The organism is Collinsella aerofaciens (assembly GCF_040926265.1).
Classification (GTDB): domain Bacteria; phylum Actinomycetota; class Coriobacteriia; order Coriobacteriales; family Coriobacteriaceae; genus Collinsella; species Collinsella aerofaciens_BB.
On the sequence record NZ_JBCOIL010000005.1, the window covers coordinates 24,053 to 43,792 of the forward strand.

16 protein-coding genes are annotated in these 19,740 nt (G+C 60.1%); 10 read left to right on the top strand and 6 right to left on the bottom strand.

Annotated elements, in window-relative coordinates; translation table 11 throughout:
• The first annotated feature begins 8 nt into the window (after positions 1 to 8).
• The 4 genes from xseB (at position 9) to AB5767_RS02350 (ending at position 3,329) form a co-directional block, all read left to right on the top strand.
• Complete coding sequence (xseB, locus tag AB5767_RS02335) at positions 9 to 275, top strand: exodeoxyribonuclease VII small subunit (protein WP_006234311.1); 267 nt, start codon at positions 9 to 11, stop codon at positions 273 to 275.
• A 49-nt stretch (positions 276 to 324) separates the two neighbouring features.
• The gene (locus AB5767_RS02340) at positions 325 to 660 is read left to right on the top strand and encodes a histidine triad nucleotide-binding protein (RefSeq protein ID WP_022094103.1); all 336 of its coding nucleotides are present in this window, start codon (positions 325 to 327) and stop codon (positions 658 to 660) included.
• Between the two features lie 147 nt (positions 661 to 807).
• Positions 808 to 1,986: an acetate/propionate family kinase gene (locus AB5767_RS02345; protein ID WP_055309796.1), complete on the top strand. Its 1,179-nt coding sequence runs from the start codon at positions 808 to 810 to the stop codon at positions 1,984 to 1,986.
• A gap of 164 nt (positions 1,987 to 2,150) precedes the next feature.
• Complete coding sequence (locus AB5767_RS02350) at positions 2,151 to 3,329, top strand: acetate/propionate family kinase (protein ID WP_117820680.1); 1,179 nt, start codon at positions 2,151 to 2,153, stop codon at positions 3,327 to 3,329.
• A gap of 348 nt (positions 3,330 to 3,677) precedes the next feature.
• On the opposite strand, the gene pta is transcribed toward AB5767_RS02350, so the two are convergent.
• Entirely contained in the window at positions 3,678 to 4,658 is a 981-nt protein-coding gene (gene pta, locus AB5767_RS02355) for a phosphate acetyltransferase (RefSeq protein ID WP_006234296.1), read from the bottom strand.
• 231 nt (positions 4,659 to 4,889) lie between these two features.
• On the opposite strand from pta, the gene glf reads away from it, so the two are divergent.
• Positions 4,890 to 6,092 carry a UDP-galactopyranose mutase gene (gene glf / locus AB5767_RS02360; RefSeq protein ID WP_195361192.1) on the top strand — a complete coding sequence of 401 codons (1,203 nt, stop codon included), beginning with the start codon at positions 4,890 to 4,892 and terminating at the stop codon, positions 6,090 to 6,092.
• Positions 6,085 to 7,116: a glycosyltransferase family 2 protein gene (locus tag AB5767_RS02365; protein WP_195361191.1), complete on the top strand. Its 1,032-nt coding sequence runs from the start codon at positions 6,085 to 6,087 to the stop codon at positions 7,114 to 7,116. The genes glf and AB5767_RS02365 overlap by 8 nt, the downstream gene beginning before the upstream one ends.
• Positions 7,117 to 7,492: 376 nt before the next feature.
• On the opposite strand, the gene AB5767_RS02370 is transcribed toward AB5767_RS02365, so the two are convergent.
• The 5 genes from AB5767_RS02370 to ppk1 all read right to left on the bottom strand — a co-directional run bounded on the left by AB5767_RS02370 (position 7,493) and on the right by ppk1 (position 13,652).
• Positions 7,493 to 8,494: a P1 family peptidase gene (locus AB5767_RS02370; protein ID WP_368131403.1), complete on the bottom strand. Its 1,002-nt coding sequence runs from the start codon at positions 8,492 to 8,494 to the stop codon at positions 7,493 to 7,495.
• A 101-nt stretch (positions 8,495 to 8,595) separates the two neighbouring features.
• The gene (locus tag AB5767_RS02375; protein ID WP_368131404.1) at positions 8,596 to 9,177 is read right to left on the bottom strand and encodes a Maf family protein; all 582 of its coding nucleotides are present in this window, start codon (positions 9,175 to 9,177) and stop codon (positions 8,596 to 8,598) included.
• Complete coding sequence (locus AB5767_RS02380) at positions 9,174 to 9,716, bottom strand: DJ-1 family glyoxalase III (protein WP_022094094.1); 543 nt, start codon at positions 9,714 to 9,716, stop codon at positions 9,174 to 9,176. Before AB5767_RS02380 ends, AB5767_RS02375 begins: the two co-directional genes overlap by 4 nt.
• 106 nt (positions 9,717 to 9,822) lie before the next feature.
• Positions 9,823 to 11,151 carry a 23S rRNA (uracil(1939)-C(5))-methyltransferase RlmD gene (gene rlmD, locus AB5767_RS02385; protein ID WP_368131405.1) on the bottom strand — a complete coding sequence of 443 codons (1,329 nt, stop codon included), beginning with the start codon at positions 11,149 to 11,151 and terminating at the stop codon, positions 9,823 to 9,825.
• A gap of 98 nt (positions 11,152 to 11,249) precedes the next feature.
• Positions 11,250 to 13,652 (bottom strand): polyphosphate kinase 1, encoded by a 2,403-nt coding sequence (gene ppk1, locus AB5767_RS02390; protein WP_368131406.1) that lies wholly within the window; start codon positions 13,650 to 13,652, stop codon positions 11,250 to 11,252.
• 555 nt (positions 13,653 to 14,207) lie between these two features.
• On the opposite strand from ppk1, the gene arcA (AB5767_RS02395) reads away from it, so the two are divergent.
• From arcA (AB5767_RS02395) to argF, 4 genes are all read left to right on the top strand, one after another.
• Complete coding sequence (arcA, locus tag AB5767_RS02395) at positions 14,208 to 15,449, top strand: arginine deiminase (RefSeq protein WP_006234281.1); 1,242 nt, start codon at positions 14,208 to 14,210, stop codon at positions 15,447 to 15,449.
• 149 nt (positions 15,450 to 15,598) lie between these two features.
• A complete protein-coding gene (locus AB5767_RS02400) occupies positions 15,599 to 16,723 on the top strand; it encodes an aminotransferase (RefSeq protein WP_368131408.1) in 1,125 nt (374 codons plus the stop codon).
• Positions 16,724 to 17,296: 573 nt separating this feature from the next.
• Entirely contained in the window at positions 17,297 to 18,538 is a 1,242-nt protein-coding gene (gene arcA / locus AB5767_RS02405; RefSeq protein WP_006234281.1) for an arginine deiminase, read from the top strand.
• A 105-nt stretch (positions 18,539 to 18,643) separates the two neighbouring features.
• On the top strand, positions 18,644 to 19,639 hold the full coding sequence (argF, locus tag AB5767_RS02410; RefSeq protein ID WP_006234279.1) for an ornithine carbamoyltransferase: 996 nt from the start codon (positions 18,644 to 18,646) through the stop codon (positions 19,637 to 19,639).
• Positions 19,640 to 19,740 lie beyond the last annotated feature (101 nt).

A 19,740-nucleotide genomic window follows, 5' to 3' on the forward strand; every position in this document is an offset into this window, starting at 1 on the left:
AAACAGATATGGCAGAGAAGACCCCGGTCGAGCAGCTTACGTACAAGCAGGCCTCGCAGGAGCTGGAGCTCATCATCCGCAGCTTGGAGTCGGGTGATATGGAGCTCGAGGAGTCGCTCGAGAGCTATACCCGCGGCGTCGAGCTTCTCAAGAGTCTGCGCACCCGCCTGTCCGATGCCGAGCAGAAGGTCTCGGTGCTTCTTAAGGACGTCGACGGCAACGACGTGCTCGCCGACGGCGAAGCCGCCAACACCGACGACAACCTCTCGTTCTAACCATCCCGACCAAATATAATTACCTTGGTCTGTGAGAAAGGAACCAACCATGTGCGATTGCATCTTCTGCAAAATTGCCAACCACGAGATCCCCTCGACCGTTGTCTATGAGGACGACCAGGTCATCGCATTCGACGACCTCAACCCCCAGGCGCCGGTCCATACCCTCGTGATCCCCAAGAAGCACTACAGCGACATCGCCGACAACGTGCCTGCCGAGACCATGGGCGCCATGGCTCACGCCATCCAGGAGGTCGCCAAGGTCAAGGGCTTGGAGGACGGTTTCCGCGTCATCTCCAACAAGGGCGTCAACGCCGGCCAGACCGTCATGCACTTCCACATGCACGTCCTTGGCGGCAAGAACTTGGGCGAGAACCTCATCTGAGGGCGCTTTTTCCTTACAATGAAACGGAAGCTCAAACACCGATAACTTATATATCAACGCAATAAACCCGAGCGCGAGGGCGTTTGGGTTTATTATTGAAGCGTATGTAACCTGGCGGCGCCACACCGCCTGTTAGTAGGGAGACACATGAACGTTCTGGTCGTCAACGCAGGATCTTCGACGCTTAAGTATCAGGTCATCGATACCAAGTCCCACAAGGTGTCCGCAAAGGGCTCCTGCGAGCGCGTCTGCTTTACCGGCGGTACCTTCACTCACGCTGCCAACGGTTCCAAGAAGGTGACCGAGAACATCGAGTTCCCTGACCACAAGGTCGCCATCGAGGTCGTTCTGAAGGACCTCGAGGCCAACGGCGTCAAGATCGAGGGCATTGGCCACCGCATCGTTCAGGGCGGTTGGTACTTTGGCGACTCCTCCCTCGTCGACGAGGACGTCCTCGCCAAGATCCGCGAGGTCGCTCCGCTCGCCCCGCTGCACAACAACCCCGAGGCCAACGTTATCGAGTACTGCCTCGAGCAGTATCCCGACCTGCCCAACGTTACGGTCTACGACACTGCTTTCCACTTCAATATGCCCGAGGTCGCCAAGACCTACGCCCTGCCCAAGGACGTCTGCGACAAGCTGCACATCCGCAAGTACGGCGCCCACGGCACCAGCTACCGCTACATCTCCAAGAAGGTTGCCGAGATGACCAACGGCGAGGCTCGCAAGGTCGTCGTGTGCCACATCGGTTCCGGCGCTTCCCTGTGCGCCATCGAGGACGGCAAGTGCATGGACACCACCATGGGCTTGACGCCGCTCGACGGTGTCATGATGGGCACCCGCTGCGGCTCCATCGACCCGGCTACCGTGTGCTACCTGCAGCGCGAGGGCGGCTACACCTTCGACGAGGTCGACGAGATGATGAACAAGAAGTCCGGCCTTTTGGCTGTGACCGGCGGCAAGACCAACGACTGCCGCAACGTTGAGGAGCTCGCCGCCGCTGGTGACCCCGATGCTCAGCTCGCCTTCGACATGTTTGTCTACAAGATTGCCGCCAAGGCTGCCGAGATGGCTACTTCCATGTGCGGCATGGACACGCTGGTCTTCACCGCTGGCATCGGTGAGCACGCTCCGGCCGTTCGTGCCGGCGTCGCCGACCGTCTGGCCTTTATGGGCGTCAAGATGGATCATGCCCGCAACGCCCTGCGTGGTGACGGCGCTTGGTGCCTGTCTGCCAAGGATTCCAAGGTCAAGATTTTCGTCATCCCCACGGACGAGGAGTTCATGATCGCTTCCGACGTCGAGCGCATCGTCAACGGCAAGTAATTGCAAGAGGGGAGGGGCTGGACGACCGAGCGCCGTTCGGCCCCTCTTTTGCGCTCGTTGGGCGATATGACTGATAGCTATTTATCAAGTTGTGATAACTTCTTATTAACATGCGGCCGCCTTAAGGGGTCTGCGTCGACCGTATTGCACTGCAAAGGAGTCTCATGAACGTACTTGTTGTCAACGCTGGTAGCTCAAGCCTTAAATATCAGCTTTTGGATACCGATACCCGTGAGGTTTTCGCCAAGGGCAACTGCGAACGTATCGGTTCGGACATGGGCATCTTTGGCCACTCCGAGAACGGTGGCGCCAAGCAGACCGAGGAGGTCCCTTTCCCCGATCATCGCTCTGCTATCGCTCGCGTGCTCGAGGAGCTCGAGAAGACCGACTTTACGATTGATGGCATTGGCCATCGTATCGTTCAGGGCGGCTGGCACTTCGATGATTCCGCAGTTGTCGACGACGAGGTCATGGCTAAGATTCTCGAGGTGGCCCCGCTCGCCCCGCTGCACAATTACGGCGAGGCCGCAGCAATCGAGTATTGCCGCGAGAAGTATCCGGAGCTGCCCAACGTCGCCGTCTTCGATACTTCGTTCCACATGACCATGCCCGAGGTCGCCTACACCTACGCGCTGCCCAAGGACGTGTGCGATAAGTACCACGTGCGCAAGTACGGTGCCCACGGCACGAGCCACCGCTATGAGTGGATGATGGCCAAGGAGATCCTGGGCTCGCGCTGCCACCGTCTGCTTTCGTGCCATCTGGGCAACGGCGCTTCGCTCGCCGCCATCGAGGACGGCGTGTGCCGCGACACCACGATGGGCCTCACACCGCTTGACGGTCTGATGATGGGCACCCGCTGCGGTTCCATTGACCCGGCTACCGTATGCTACCTGCAGCGCGAGGGCGGCTACAGCTACCAGGAAGTCGACGACATGATGAACAAGCAGTCCGGCCTGCTTGCCATTTCGGGTATCTCCAACGACGCCCGCGACATCCGTACACGCGCCTCCGAGGGCGACGAGCGCTGCCTGCTCGCCTTCGATATGTTCGCCTACAAGGCCATGCAGCAGGCCGGCTCTATGATTGCTTCCATGGCGGGCGTGGACACCATCACCTTTACCGCCGGTATCGGCGAGAACGACTGGTCGATCCGCAAGGCCTTCTGCGATTGCTTTGAGTGGCTGGGCGTACGCATCGACAACAACAAGAACCGCGAGGCCGTGGGCAACGGCCCGCAGGTCATCAGTGCCGCCGGTTCCGCCGTCACGGTCATGGTCATCCCCACCGACGAGGAATACATGATCGCCCACGACGTCGAGCGCCTGACCAAGAACAACTAACGCGCGCATTTGCAAGTAAACGAAAGGCCTCCAGAGCAACAGCTCCGGAGGCCTTTTTACTAGCAGGCGGAAATTCCAGTCCCAAAGTGATCATCACCAGCAACGCCTGCGCTCCCAGCAACGGCACCAGACCATTCAGATCATCAGCTCCAGCTCGTAGCCAAGCCGCCGTCCACCCCGGATTCCCTGATTGCTACGTGGCGGCAGGGACCCTACAGGGTAAAGCTCTGAAAATATTCCGCAGGACGCATGAAACCCCCGCCGCACGAAGTGCGCAGCGGGGGTTTCATGCATGTCCGAGGACGTTTTCAGAGCTTTACCCTGTAGGGTCCCGAGGGGATATGTCCGCTACTCAGCCATCTGAGCCTGGACGGCGGTGATGGCTACGACACCCACGATGTCATCGGCGGAGCAGCCGCGCGACAGGTCGTTGACCGGCTTGGCGATGCCCTGCAGGATGGGGCCGTAGGCGTCGGCGCCGGCGAAGCGCTGGACCAGCTTGTAGCCGATGTTGCCGGCCTCGAGGTCGGGGAATACGAGCACGTTGGCCTTGCCGGCGACAGAGGAGCCGGGAGCCTTGAGCTGGGCGACGGTGGGGACGATAGCGGCGTCGAGCTGCAGGTCGCCATCGATGGCGAGTTCGGGAGCCTTCTCCTTGCAGAACTTCACGGCCTCTTGGACCTTCTTGGCGACCTCGCCGCCGGCGGAGCCCATGGTGGAGTAGGAGAGCATGGCCACGTGCGGCTCAACATTGCCCATGAAGGTGGACCAGGAGTGAGCGGAGGCGATGGCGATCTCGGAGAGCTCGTCGGAGGACGGGTTGATGTTGAGGCCGCAGTCGGCGAAGATCAGCGTGCCGTCGGTGCCGAACTGCGGGGTGTCGGTGCACATCACGAAGAAGGCCGAGACCAGCTTGGTGCCCGGGGCGGTCTTGAGGATCTGCAGCGCGGGGCGCAAGGTGTCAGCGGTGGAGTGGCAGGCGCCGGAGACCAGGCCGTCGGCATCGCCCATCTTGACCATCATGGTGCCAAAGTAGGTGGCGTCCATCACTTGGGCGCGAGCCTGCTCGATGGTGACGCCCTTCTTGGCGCGGAGCTCGGCAAACTTCTGCGCGTACTCCTCGTGCTTCTCGGCATTGCGCGGGTCGATGACGGTGGCGCCGGGAACGTTGATCTCGTCGGGGTTGCCCAGGATGACGATCTTTGCCAGGCCCTCCTCGATGATTTTGGTGGCCGCGACGATAGTGCGCGGATCCTCGCCCTCGGGCAGGACGATCGTCTTAAGGTCGGCCTTGGCGGCAGACTTCATACGGTTTAGGAAATCGCTCATGTTACTCCTTACAAGCGTTTCGCTAAGCTCCAGGCGCCCGGCTGTTCACGAATAAACCCGCTGCTAGCGGGTCTACCTTTCAATTATGTTCGCCGCTGTGCTTGAGCTTTCCTTGTGTGGCAAGCTCATTATAGGACGCATTAGCGCTATAATCGCTCTGATAAATATGTCTCGAAGAATGTTCGAGAAAAGCCCAGCTAATGAGCCCGTGGCTTTTGACAAGGAGTATCGATGCAGATTACCTCAGGCCTGCCTGAAGGCTTTAACGCCGGCGCGTACGACATGATTGTCGTCGGTGCTGGATATGCCGGTGCCGTTTGCGCCCGCCGTCTTGCCGAGACCATCGGCTATCGTGTTGCCGTTTTGGAGCGCCGTAGCCACATTGCGGGCAATGCCTATGACTGCACTGACGAGGCCGGAATCCTGATCCACGAGTACGGTCCGCATATCTATCACACCTTTAACGAGCGCGTGCACAATTTCCTGTCGCGCTTTACCAAGTGGACGGATTATCAGCACAAGGTGCTCGCCAACATCAACGGTACCCTTATGCCCGTGCCCTTCAACCATGCGAGTCTCAAGCTCGCCTTTGGTGACGAGCGCGGCGAGGAGCTGTATCAGAAGCTCGTGGAGACCTTTGGCAAGGATGTCAAGGTGCCCATTATGGAGCTTCGTAAGAAGAACGACCCCGACTTGGCCGAGGTCGCCGATTACGTCTACGAGAACGTCTTTTTGCATTACACCATGAAGCAGTGGGGCCAGACGCCCGATCAGATCGACCCCTCGATCACCGGCCGCGTTCCCGTCTTTGTGGGTGATGATGACCGCTACTTCCCGCAAGCTCCCTTCCAGGGCATGCCGCAGGAGGGCTACACGGCGCTCTTTGAGCACATGCTCGACCACGACCTGATCGACGTGTTCTGCGACGTGGACGCCCGCGATCTCTTTGAGATCGACGAGACCACCGTCAAGATCGACGGCAAGGTCTATGGTGGCGAGATCGTCTACACCGGTCCACTCGACGAGCTGTTCAACCTCGACTTGGGTGCGTTGCCGTACCGCACGCTCGATATGAAGTTCGAGACGCTCGATATGGACCAGTTCCAGCCCGTGGGCACCGTCAACTACACCACGAGCGAGGACTACACGCGTATCACCGAGTTCAAGAACATGACCGGTCAGGTTCTGCCCGGCAAGACCACCATCATGAAGGAGTACTCCAAGGCCTATACGCCCGGCTCGGGCGAGACGCCGTACTACGCTATTCTTGAGCCCGAGAACCGTGAGCTCTATGAGCGCTATCTTGAGCGCGTCCAGAACCTGACGAACTTCCACCCGGTGGGTCGTCTGGCCGAGTATCGTTACTATGATATGGACGCCGTGACCAATTCCGCCCTCGATCTTTCGGATGAGATTATCGCCTGCCATGCATAAAGTCATAACATTCGGTATTCCCTCGTATAATGCCGCTAAGGATATGGACCATTGCATCACCTCCATCTTGGAGGGGAGCAATTACGCCACCGATATCGAGATTATCGTGGTGGACGACGGCTCCAAGGACGAGACGGCCGCCAAGGCCGACGAGTGGGAGGCACGTTATCCCGGTATCATTCGCGCGGTACACCAGGAGAACGGTGGCCACGGTATTGCCGTCCTTTCGGGTCTGCGCGAGGCACAGGGCACCTACTACAAGGTTGTCGACTCGGATGACTGGCTCGACGCTGCGGCTCTTTCGACTATGCTGTCGATTCTGCGTGGCTTTGAAGAGCGTGACCAGCGCGTTGACCTGTTTATCTCGAACTACGTGTACGAGAAGGTTTACGAGGGCACGCATACCGCTATTGGCTACAAATTTGCCCTGCCGCGCAAGAAGATCTTTTCCTGGGATCAGATCGGTCATTTCCGCCTGGACCAGAACCTACTCATGCACAGCCTGTGCTATCGCACGGATGTGTTGCGCGAGTCCAACCTTCCCATGCCGCCGCACACGTTCTATGTGGACAACATCTACGCCTACGTGCCGCTGCCGCGTTGCAAGACCATGTACTATGCCGACATCGACCTCTATCGCTACTTTATCGGTCGCGAGGGCCAGAGCGTCAACGAGGCAACGATGGTCAAGCGTCTGGACCAGCAGTTCCGTGTTACGCGTATCATGATGGAGTCGTACCACCTGTACAGCGATGTTGAGTCGTCTCGTCTGCGCTCGTACATGATGGGCTACTTCACCATGATGATGGCGATCTGCTCAGTGCTCACTAAGCTTTCCGAGGAAGATTGCGCCGACGAGCGCCTAAAGACGCTGTGGAATGATTTGAAGGCCTACGACGAGCGCATGTATCGTCGTGCCCGCTACGGCGTGGTCGGGTTCTTCACCAATCTGCGCGGACGGGCCGGAGACAAAACCACACTCGGCCTATACCGTCTTGCCTCTAAGATCTTCAAATTCAACTAACTGTTGAGTAATCGCTGCTGATAGGTTGACTGGGCCCCTTGGCCTTTAGTTTGCTACCGCGAACAGTCCTGCTCGCACGGAAAGCACATTAAGTGCTTTCCGGCTCGTGCGGAACTTGTATCAAACTAAAGGCCAAGGGGCCTCTGCTATAAGAATCGATTGTCAGGCTGCCTGAATTTGAAGATCTTCGACGCGCGGTACACAGGGGCCTGGGCTGAAAAAATATTAGTTGGTAGTCGGTCGGAGACGGGCGGGCATTACGTTTGTCGCGAGTTCCGCATGCAAAGAAGGCCACTTAATGTGGCCTTCGTCTTGCATAGGACTGTAGAGCAGCAAACGTAATGCCCGCCCGCCTCCGACCGACGGTCGAGTGGGGTTACTTCGCGGCGCCGGGGATGCCGTGGGAGGTTTTGGCGGTTTTGGCTCCGTTTACGATGGCGGTCTGTAGGGCCCTTACGGCGAGCATGCCCAGTAGGTCTAGGGGAACGGCGGCGCTTGTCTGAGCGTCTAGTTTGCCGCTGGCGAGGGTGTAGATGGTGTCGCCATCGTTGGTGGTGTGCGTGGGACGGATGGCGTGTGCGTAGGCGTCTGCGGCCATCTGGGAGACCTTGGTGGCTTGTGCCTTAGTGAGTTCCACGTTGGTGACGATGCAGCTGATGGTGGTGTTGGTGCGGTCGAGCGGCATCTGCATGGATCCGGCGGCGGCAAAGGCTGCGAGTTCCATGTCGACGATTTGGTCGCTATCGGCTGCGGCGCGCATGCCGGCGACCCACTCGCCGGTGAAGGGGTCGACAACGTTGCCGCAGGCGTTGACCGAGACCACGGCGCCCACCTTAACAGGGCCGAGCGCCACGGCGGCAGCGCCAAGGCCGGCCTTCATGCAGGTGGCAGGCCCCATGAGCTTGCCTACAGTGGCGCCGGTGCCGGCGCCCACATTGCCCTGCTCGAGCGTGGCGGGGGTGTGGTCGAGCGCTTCGCGCACGGCGGCGATGCCGGCCTCAATGTCGGGGCGAACGGTGGGGTCGCCAAAGGCAAGGTCGAAGATACAGCTAGAGCACACGATAGGCACCTGGGTGGGGCCGACGGGAAGGCCGATGCCGCGGCTCTCAAGCTCGCGAGCGACGCCGCTTGCAGCCTCGAGGCCAAAGGCCGATCCACCCGAAAGGCAGACGGCGTGTACCTTGTCGACGGTGTTCTCGGGTCGCAGCAGGTCGGTTTCGCGCGAAGCGGGAGCGCCACCGCGTACGTCAACACCGCCGGTGGCGCCCTCGGGTGCCACGATTACGGTGCAACCGGTGTCGGCCTCCTCGTCCGTATAGTTGCCAAAGCAAAAGCCATCGACATCGCAGACGTCAATGGTCTCGAGCAGTGTATCCATGTTTAACTCCTATCGGTTTTCCGCCGCGCCTTGTGCCCGGTCGGGATCCGTACGGTACGCCAAAATTGTAGGCGCTGGGGAATACCCAGCGCCAGATGCAATTACGAGAGTTTTTGAATCGCGCGCGCGACGCGGGCGATGGGTAGGCCCACCACGTTATAGAAGTCGCCCGAAATATCGTGCACGAGCATGCGTCCGCCTGTGCCCTGAATGCCGTAGGCGCCGGCCTTGTCCATGGGCTCACCCGAGGCGACGTAGCGCTCGATCTGCTCGTCGGTGAGCTCGTAGAACATCACGTCGGTCACATCGACAAAGGACAGGCTCTCGGCGGCATGCGGGGCTGTAGCGTCGCCGGCTTTAACGATGCAGACGCCGGTTGCGACCTGGTGCGTGCGGCCCGAAAGCTCACGGAGCATGGTGTGCGCCTCGTCCTCGGTTGCCGGCTTGCCCAGAATCTTGCCGTCAAAGGTGACGATGGTGTCGGCCGCGACCGTCAGCTCATTGGACTCGGCATACTCGGCAGCAACGGCGGCGGCTTTTGCGCGTGCTAAACGTTCAACGAGCGTAAGCGGGGCCTCGCCATCAAACGGCGTTTCGTCGATATCGGCAGGAATCACGCGAATGTCATACCCTGCCTCGCGCATCAACTCGATGCGGCGCGGTGATTGCGAAGCCAAAATCATAGTTGGATGCCCTCGGCGACCTTCTCGACAGCCTTGTCGCCGGCGATCGTGCGCAGCAGCTCAAGCGCAAAGGGGAGCGACTGGGCCATGCCGCTGGCGGTGATGATGTTGCCGTCTTGCGTAACCTTCTCGCCGGTATAGGCGCCCTCGGGGAAGCTTTTCTCAAAGCCAGGGAAGCACGTGGCATGGCGCCCCTCGAGCAGGTCGAGCTCGCCCAGGATAAACGGGGCGGCGCAGATGGCGGCGACGTGCTTGGTCGCGGCGAACTCGCAGACCACGTCGCAGACGCGCTGATCTGCGCGCAGGTTGGTGGCACCGGGCAGGCCGCCGGGCAGCACGACGCAGTCGTACTCGTCAAAGTTGATCTCATCAAAGAGTGCATCGCAGGTCACGGGGATCTGCAGCGAGCTTACGACCTCACGCGTGGGCATGATCGAGACGAGTGTGGCGCGCACGCCGCCGCGACGCATGACATCGACCATGGTCAAGCATTCAATAGTTTCAAAGCCATCGGCGGCGAGAACGGCAACGCTGGGCATGAGGGTTCCTTTCATAGGCGGCATACAATTAGCCGTCTTATACCCCGAAGACCTCCGCTTGCCACGCTCGATTTCCCAATGATTTTTCTGAGCAATGATTAAGTGGCTAGTTGCGCCTAAGGTGGACGACGGTCTCGCAGTGGAAGGTTTGCGGGAATAGGTCGACCGGTGTGATCTTGATGGGAGAGAAAGTGCCTTCCTCGACAAAGCGTTTAAGATCGCGCGCCAGGGTGGCCGGGTCGCAGCTCACATAGGCGACATCGCGAGCGCTTGTGCTGGCGATGAGGTCGATGGCCTCAGGCGCTAGGCCTGCACGCGGCGGGTCGACTACTAGGACATCGGCGTCCTGGTCGGGGAACTCGCGCACCGCGTCTCCGCCAATGACGTCGACGTTATCAAGCTTGTTGATTTCCAGGTTACGGCGTAGATCGCGCACGGCGGGGCCGTAGGCCTCGACGGCAGCGACAAAGTCGCAGCGGCGGGCGAGCGGCAGGGTAAAGGTGCCGGCACCGCAGTACAGGTCCACGGCAAGCTCGTCTTCCTGCGGATCGAGCGCCTCCATGACAAGCTCGATCAAAATCTCGGCACCCTTGGTGTTGACCTGGAAAAAAGACGGGGCAGACAAGCGCATCTGACCCTCGGCGATATTCTCGGTCCATGAGCCCTCTCCGGCGAGCATTTCGACCTTGGAGACACGGCGGGCCTTCTTTTCGCCCTTGCTCATCACGCGCACGATGCTCGTGGGGTGTGCGGCGTCTGCCAGCACGCGGGAGACCTGCGAGCGCGGGAAGGAGCCCGTAGGCGTCCAGAGAGCGACCTCGAGCGCCTTGGTGCGGCGCGAGGCGCGAATGCCCACGCGCTCGAGGCCCAGGTCGTGGCTGCCGCTCAGATAGTTGAGCGCGCCGACGACCGATTTGAGCGCCTTCGGGAAGCGCTTATCGAACAGCGGGCACGTATCGACGGTCACGATTTTGCTGGGGTCGACACCGTGCATGCCAAGGCGCACGCGACCGTTGACGACGGTCGGTTCGAGCTCGATTTTATTGCGGTAGCCCCAGTCGTCCTTGGTGTGGCAGATGGGCTGTACCAACTCATCGACCTGCTCAGGAGCGAACTTGCCGATGCGCTCGAGCGTGGAGCGCAGGTTTTGCTCCTTGGCGGCGAGCTGTGCCGTGCGTGAGAGATTGCCCCACGAGCAGCCGCCGCAGATGCCCACGAAGGGGCAGGGAGGCTGAATGCGATCGGGGCTTGGCTCCAGAATCTCGGTGGTGCGGGCGCGCATGAACGACTTGCCGTCCTGTACGACCTCGGCCTCGACGATGTCGCCTGCCACGGCACCCTGCACAAAGACGGCCTTGCCGTTGTCGGCGTGCGCCAGCCCGTCGGCGCCGTAGGTCATCGATTCTATAGTGAGCTTCATATTCCTGCCTGTCATTCGCGTTGTTGTTCGCACCATGGTAGCAGGGAAAAGCGCCCCGCATCCGAGGCTTTCCTCAAATGCGGGGCGCTTCTACAAACTGCTTCTACAAACGACTATTTCGTCTTGCCGGTAATGAGCGTCTTAAGACCCAGGCCGATCAGGCCCAGACCCATGCGCACGCGGCCGGGGCGATGGCGCTCGATGGCCTTGGTCTTGCCAGCGGGCTTATCGCGACGGGCACTCGTCTCGGGTGCGGGCTTGGTGACCTGAGGCTCGGGCCGAGGTACAGGTGCAGGCTCGGGCTCAATGACGGTCGCCTGGACCTCTTGGACCTTGGGTGCTACTGGCTGCGGCTCGGCCTCGGGGGCAGGTTCCGCCTCAATGACGGGCTCGGGCGCGGCCTCGGCGTTGCGATAGGCGCGCTCCAGCAGAGCCTCCTGCGAGTTGAAGGGTTTCTCACTCTCTGCACGCTCCACGGGGACCCAGGTGCCGTCGCTCGTGAGGCTGCGGGCCTTCACGTTGTCCCGCAGCTGCATGCCCATGTACTCGTGTACCAGGGCGCGGCAGGTGGGGTCGAGCACAGGGAAGGCGATTTCCACGCGGTGCTCGGTGTTGCGTGTCATCATGTCTGCCGAGCTCAGGTAAATCATGTCCGAGTCCACGCCAAAGGCATAGACGCGCGCGTGCTCCAAAAAGCGTCCGACGATGGAGCGGACATGCACGTTCTCAGTCTTGCCCGGAACGCCCGGCTTGAGGCACGAGATGCCGCGGATGATCATGTCTACGCGCACGCCGGCACACGATGCCTCGGCGATCTTGTCGATAACCTCGCGGTCGGTCAGCGAGTTGAGCTTAAAGAATACGCGAGCGGGCTCGCCGGCAAGGGCGCGCTGGATCTCGCGGTCAAGCCCGCGCATGATGAGCGGTTTCAGTCCGACGGGCGCCACACCCAGGAAGCGGTAGTCGCCGCGCAGGTTGCCCAGCGACAGATTGCGGAAGAACAGGTTGGCGTCTTCACCGATGCCGGGATGGGCGGTCATGAGCATAAAGTCGCTGTAGAGTTTGGCCGTCTTCTCGTTAAAGTTGCCGGTGCCCAAAAGCGTTAGGCGGGTGAGCGCCATGCCCTCGCGATAGGTGAGCTGGCAGATCTTGGAGTGGCACTTAAAGCCCTCGGAACCATAGATGACGGTGCAGCCTGCCTCTTCCAGACGCTCGGCCCATTCGATGTTGTTCTGCTCGTCAAAGCGCGCGCGGAGCTCCATGAGCACCGTGACCTCTTTGCCGTTCTCGGCAGCATCGATCAGCGACTCGCACAGGCGGCTCTGCTTGGCCACGCGGTAGAGCGTGATGCGCAGCGAGATGCACTCGGGGTCGTAGGCGGCCTCGTGCACCAGATCCAGGAAGGGGTTCATGGCCTCGTAAGGGTAGAAGAGCAGCTTGTCGTGCTGCAGCACCTGCTCGCGGATGGAGCGGGTCATGTCGATGGTGGGATTGGGCTGCGGCTTAAACGGCGTAAAGAGCAGCTCGTTGCGCAGGTGCTCGGGAATCTTGCCCTCAATGCCAAAGACGTAGCCCAGGTTGAGCGGGATATCGCAGGTAAAGACCGAGCGACGCGAAAGCTCGAGCGCCTTGCGGATAGTCTTGAGCGTCGCCTTCTCGAGCGATCCCGAGACCGCGAGCACTACCGGCTGCAGGCGCAGGCGCTTCTTGAGAATGCGCTTCATGTGCTGGCGGTAGTCCTCTTCCTCCTCGACGCCCTCGCCGTCCGGATCGATGTCAGCGTTGCGGGTGACGCGGATCAGCGCACGATCCAGCGGCTTATAGGAGCCAAAGCAGCTGTCCAGGCAGGCGAGGATGACGTCCTCGAGCAAGATGTAGGAGTAGGTGCCGGTGGGCGAGGGGATCTCGACCACGCGGTTCATCGAGGCGGGAATCTCGATAAGGCCCAGCAGACTCTCCTCGTCGGTGGCACCGTCCAGACCACAGGCCAGATAGAGCGCGCCATTGCGCAGGTTGGGGAAGGGGTGGCGAGGATCGATGACCAGCGGCGAGATGACCGGTGACACGTAGGCCTGGAAGTAGCGGGTTACAAAGGTGCGCTCCTCGGGCGTAAGCGAATCGATGCGGGCGCGGTGAACGCCCAAGGTGTCGAGCTTGCCCTCGATGCTCTTAAAGATGGACTCCCAACGGGTAAGGAGCCCGGGCATTTCGGCCATGACAGCATCGACCTGTTCGGAGGCGGTCATATTGCTCTTGTTGTCGACAGGTTGCTTTTTGAGCTCTGCCAGATCGGACAGGCCGCCCACGCGCACCATGAGAAACTCGTCGAGGTTAGACTCGAAAATCGACACGAACTTTAGACGCTCGAACAGCGGAACGGTCTCATCGAAGGCTTCGTCAAGCACACGGTTGTCAAAGCGTAGCCAGCTGAGCTCTCGGTTCTGCGTGTACGAGAAGTCGCGCGGCGGTTTGCGCAGCTTTGCGGCGGCTTGCTTTTTTTCGATTTTGCTCGGCATATGCATCTGTCCGTTCAGTCCCCGCAGGGGACGGTAGCCTAACCCTATTCACTATTGTCTCAATTTAGTCGACTTGTGGCACGGACGTATTATGCGAACGGTATCTTTACCTACTTCTTACGCTGACAAGTCATAGGACTGACGCCCTGCTCGTCTGCAAGCGGTCTATATCCTCACTCAACTGGTACGTAAGTGTGAATAAGAATGATGGATAGCTGAATATCATTGAATGCAGGCGGAAACGTAAACAAACATCATTTATATACATAAAACCGATTTAGCTATGCAATTCTGAATCAAAAGTTTAGAAATGCAATTGCAAATAGTTTTTAGGAAAAAAGAGCGTTTACCTTAGAAAAGTTACTTTAGAACGCCGAAGTACATTATGGGGGAATCTCATGCGATATACCGTTCATCGCACTTTGTTGACCGTTCGGGGGCGAGGTGGAATTGCGGGTGGAATTTGGATATAACTAGAGCTGTCAGCAAGCAGCGTCCGCTATGGAAGGGCGCTGAGAGATTCGGCCGAAAGGCCCGAAAGAAAGGTAGGAGGCCATGACGAAAGGTCTGCACGTGCCTTCCGAGATCGGCAAGCTCAGGAAGGTCTGCCTGCACCGTCCCGGCGACGAGCTCCTCAACCTGCCGCCCGACGAGCTCGAGCGACTCCTGTTCGACGACGTCCCGTTCCTGGAGGTCGCGCAGCAGGAGCACGACACCTTCGCCCAGATCCTGAGGGACCAGGGCGTGGAGGTCCTCTATCTCGAGAACCTCGTCGCCGAGGTGTTCGACCAGGTCCCCGGCGCCCGCGCCGAGTTCACCGACCAGTACATCGCCGAGGCCGGCATCCGCGGCCAGCACATGCCGCAGATCGTCCGCGAGAAGCTGGACTCCATCGAGGACAACCTCGAGTTCGTCAAGAAGACCATGGCCGGCATGACCAAGTCCGAGATCGACATGCCCCTCACGGCGTCCACGACCCTCGACTCCCTGGTCAACTCCGAGTCCGAGTCCGACCTGATCATCGACCCGATGCCCAACCTCTACTTCACCCGCGACCCGTTCGCGGTCGTCGGCGAGGGCGTCAACCTCAACCGCATGTACTCGGTCACCCGCAACCGCGAGACCCTGTACGGCAAGTACGTCTTCAAGTACCACCCCGACTACAAGGACGTCTCGCTGTACTTCCGCCGCGACTGCCAGTTCCACACCGAGGGCGGCGACGTGCTGAACATCAACGAGAAGACCCTCGCCGTCGGCATCTCCCAGCGCACCCAGGCCGCCGCGATCGACGTCATGGCCCAGAACATCTTCTGGAACTCCGACTCCAAGGTCGAGCGCATCCTGGCCTTCGACATCCCGGTCTCGCGCGCCTTCATGCACCTCGACACGGTCTTCACCCAGATCGACGTCGATAAGTTCACGATCCATCCCGCCATCATGGGCACCCTGCGCGTCTACGAGCTGACCGCCGGCAAGAACCCGGGCGACGTGAACATCCGCCTGATCGAGGACACCCTCGAGCACGTCCTGGAGGACGCCACCGGCGTCGACCAGGTCAAGCTGATCCCCTGCGGCGGCGGCGACCCGATCGCGGCCTCCCGCGAGCAGTGGAACGACGGCTCCAACACCCTGTGCGTCGAGCCCGGCAAGATCTGCGTCTACGCCCGCAACACCGTCACCAACGACGTGCTGTACAAGGAGGGCCTGGACCTTCTCGTCGTGCCCTCCGCCGAGCTCTCCCGCGGCCGCGGCGGCCCGCGCTGCATGAGCATGCCCTTCTGGCGCGAGGACCTCTAAGGTCTTCAAGGACCCGTACAGGTCATAATACATACATCTAGCTGCCATTAGATGTCTCCCATTGGGGCGGTGCGGGTTTTCGCACCGCCCCAATCTTGTATGAGGAACGTCAACACGATTGGATGACTGCTTTTGTAAGGAGCTTGGCCATGGACATCAAGACGATTGGCGTTGAGGAATGGCTCAACGTTTGGGAGAAGAGCGCCACGTGGGACATCGCCCAGTCGACGATCTCGTCGCTCACCATGGGCGAGCTGCGCGCGCTCGATGAACAGGACGGCGCCACGTTCTACGAGCGCCTGGACCGCGAGAAGATGAACTACGGCTGGATCGAGGGCTCGCCGGAGTTTAAGGCCGAGGTTGCCAAGCTGTATCGTCGGGAGGTCAATCCCGATCACATTCTGCAGACCAATGGCTGCACGGGCGCTAACCTCAACGCCATCATGGCTGTGGTCGAGCCCGGCGACCATGTTATCGCCGAGTGGCCCACCTACGCGCCGCTCTACGAGATTCCGCGCACGCTGGGCGCCGAGGTCGAGTATTGGGAGCTTCGCGAGGAACTCGGCTGGAAGCCCGATATCGAGGAACTCAAGCGCTTGGTGCGTCCCAACACCAAGCTTATCTGCATAAACAACGAATCTAACCCCATCGGTACGGTGCTCGATGCCGATATGCTCGGCCAGATTGCCGAGATCGCCCGCTCGGTGGGCGCCTACGTGCTGTGCGACGAGGTATATCTGCCGCTCGAAAACACTGAGTCCTTTATGTCGATGGTCGACGTGTACGAGAGGGCCATTGTCACCAACTCGTTGTCGAAGACCTATTCGACACCTGCGGCCCGCGTGGGCTGGGTCCTGGCCGACAAAGAGGTGTCCAACCGCATCCGTACCTATCGCGATTACACCATGATCTGCGGCGGCGTGTTCAACGATGCTCTGGCGACCTATGTGCTTGAGCACAAGGATAAGATTCTCGAGCGCAATCGCAAGATCGTGTTTGGCAACCGCGATATCGCGCAGGCTTGGATCGATACGCAGCATCACGTTTCCTGGACGGCCCCGCAGGGCGTGTCCACCTCGTTTATCCAGCTGGATATTCCCGAGGATGACGAGGAGTTCTGCAGGCGCCTGCTGTCCGAGAGGGGAGTGCTGCTGGTCCCCGGTAGCCGTTTTGAGCTTCCCTGCGGCGCACGCCTGGGCTACTGCGCGAGCGAGGACGTTCTGCGCGAGGGCCTGAGGCTTTTGGGCGAGGCACTGGCGGAGTTCGATCGCTAGGATTCCGATGGTCTTCGGGGGCCTTATCCAAATTAGCCGAAGATAATCGAAAACGGACCCGTTTCCCTAGGGGAAGCGGGTCCGTTTTTCTATACCGAGAAGTCAAGTTGTTACAAATGGGGCCGTAAAGCGAGGCGGTATCCGCTGGGCCTTATACTGAGTTTCCGGTGAACGGTATCAAGCGTCTGGTAAACGGTAATTTATTTATCAGAAATGAATAGGACAAACTTTTTTCTGAATAAAAATGAAAATGGTTGAGACGCGGTGTGAACCGCTAATTCTATTCATAGCTTTATTGGAAATATGCAATTTGAGGATGGTTTAACAAAGTTTAGTTCCATTTGATTTTAGGATTAAAACGCGTTTAAGCACGTAAATACGCTTTATTAAGATGAAGTGTGCCATGCGTGAAGTATATGTGTATGCCGTTCACCCCCTATAAAAAACCGTTCGGGGGCAAGGTGGAAGTATGAGCTGATTTTGGATATAAATATGTCGTCAGCAATAACGCCTCACACGGAGAGGCGCTAACGAATCGGCCCTGACAAGGGCCCGAAAGAAAGGTAGGAGGCCATGACGAAAGGTCTGCACGTGCCTTCCGAGATCGGCAAGCTCAGGAAGGTCTGCCTGCACCGTCCCGGCGACGAGCTCCTCAACCTGCCGCCCGACGAGCTCGAGCGACTCCTGTTCGACGACGTCCCGTTCCTGGAGGTCGCGCAGCAGGAGCACGACACCTTCGCCCAGATCCTGAGGGACCAGGGCGTGGAGGTCCTCTATCTCGAGAACCTCGTCGCCGAGGTGTTCGACCAGGTCCCCGGCGCCCGCGCCGAGTTCACCGACCAGTACATCGCCGAGGCCGGCATCCGCGGCCAGCACATGCCGCAGATCGTCCGCGAGAAGCTGGACTCCATCGAGGACAACCTCGAGTTCGTCAAGAAGACCATGGCCGGCATGACCAAGTCCGAGATCGACATGCCCCTCACGGCGTCCACGACCCTCGACTCCCTGGTCAACTCCGAGTCCGAGTCCGACCTGATCATCGACCCGATGCCCAACCTCTACTTCACCCGCGACCCGTTCGCGGTCGTCGGCGAGGGCGTCAACCTCAACCGCATGTACTCGGTCACCCGCAACCGCGAGACCCTGTACGGCAAGTACGTCTTCAAGTACCACCCCGACTACAAGGACGTCTCGCTGTACTTCCGCCGCGACTGCCAGTTCCACACCGAGGGCGGCGACGTGCTGAACATCAACGAGAAGACCCTCGCCGTCGGCATCTCCCAGCGCACCCAGGCCGCCGCGATCGACGTCATGGCCCAGAACATCTTCTGGAACTCCGACTCCAAGGTCGAGCGCATCCTGGCCTTCGACATCCCGGTCTCGCGCGCCTTCATGCACCTCGACACGGTCTTCACCCAGATCGACGTCGATAAGTTCACGATCCATCCCGCCATCATGGGCACCCTGCGCGTCTACGAGCTGACCGCCGGCAAGAACCCGGGCGACGTGAACATCCGCCTGATCGAGGACACCCTCGAGCACGTCCTGGAGGACGCCACCGGCGTCGACCAGGTCAAGCTGATCCCCTGCGGCGGCGGCGACCCGATCGCGGCCTCCCGCGAGCAGTGGAACGACGGCTCCAACACCCTGTGCGTCGAGCCCGGCAAGATCTGCGTCTACGCCCGCAACACCGTCACCAACGACGTGCTGTACAAGGAGGGCCTGGACCTTCTCGTCGTGCCCTCCGCCGAGCTCTCCCGCGGCCGCGGCGGCCCGCGCTGCATGAGCATGCCCTTCTGGCGCGAGGACCTCTAAGTCTTTCCGTTTCCGGTGCGGTCCCCCTACAACCGCACCGGCTTCGCCCGTTAAACGGGCACCACTAATACTTACGTAATTCATTTCTTCGAAAGGAATCAAACCATGGGTGTTAACCTTTCCGGCCGTAGCTTCCTCAAGCTTCTCGACCTCACCACCGAGGAGATCGAGTACCTGCTCAAGCTCTCCAAGAACTTCAAGGATATGAAGCGCGCTGGCGTTCCGCACCGCTATCTCGAGGGCAAGAACATCGTTCTGCTCTTCCAGAAGACCTCTACTCGTACCCGCTGCGCCTTCGAGGTCGGCGGCATGGATCTGGGCATGGGCGTCACCTACCTCGATCCGGGTTCGTCGCAGATGGGCAAGAAGGAGTCCATCGAGGACACTGCCCGCGTTCTCGGCCGCATGTATGACGGCATCGAGTTCCGTGGCTTTGCCCAGGACGACGTCGAGGAGCTCGCTGCTAAGTCCGGCGTGCCCGTGTGGAACGGCCTGACCACCGAGTGGCACCCCACCCAGATGCTCGCCGACATCCTGACCGTCCAGGAGAACTTCAACTACGACATCAAGGGCAAGACCCTCGTCTTCATGGGCGACTGCAAGAACAATGTCGCTCGCTCCCTCATGGTCGTCTGCTCCAAGCTCGGCATGAACTTCGTGGCCTGCGGCCCCGAGGAGTGCATGCCCGCTGACGACGTCATCGAGGCCTGCAAGCCCATCGCCGAGGCTAACGGCTGCACCATCAAGCTGACCACCGACGTCAAGGACGGCGTCACCGGTGCCGACGTTATCTACACCGACGTGTGGGTCTCCATGGGCGAGCCCGACGAGGTCTGGGCCGAGCGCATCGCTCAGCTCACCCCGTATCGTGTCACCTCCGAGGTCATGGCTATGGCCAACCCGGGTGCCATCTTCCTGCACTGCCTGCCCAGCTTCCACGACACCAACACCACCATTGGCGCCGAGAAGTGCGAGCAGTTCGGCATCACCGAGCAGGAGGTCACCGACGAGGTCTTCGAGAGCCCCGCTTCCAAGGTCTTCGACGAGGCCGAGAACCGCATGCACACCATCAAGGCTGTCATGTACGCCACGCTCAAGTAAGAGCATCTAGCATCTCGCTCGGGGTGTATTGCTGCACACCCCGAGCGGTTTTATCTGGTAATAATCTCGCATCAAGCGGCAGGCACGGCACGGAAGAGCCG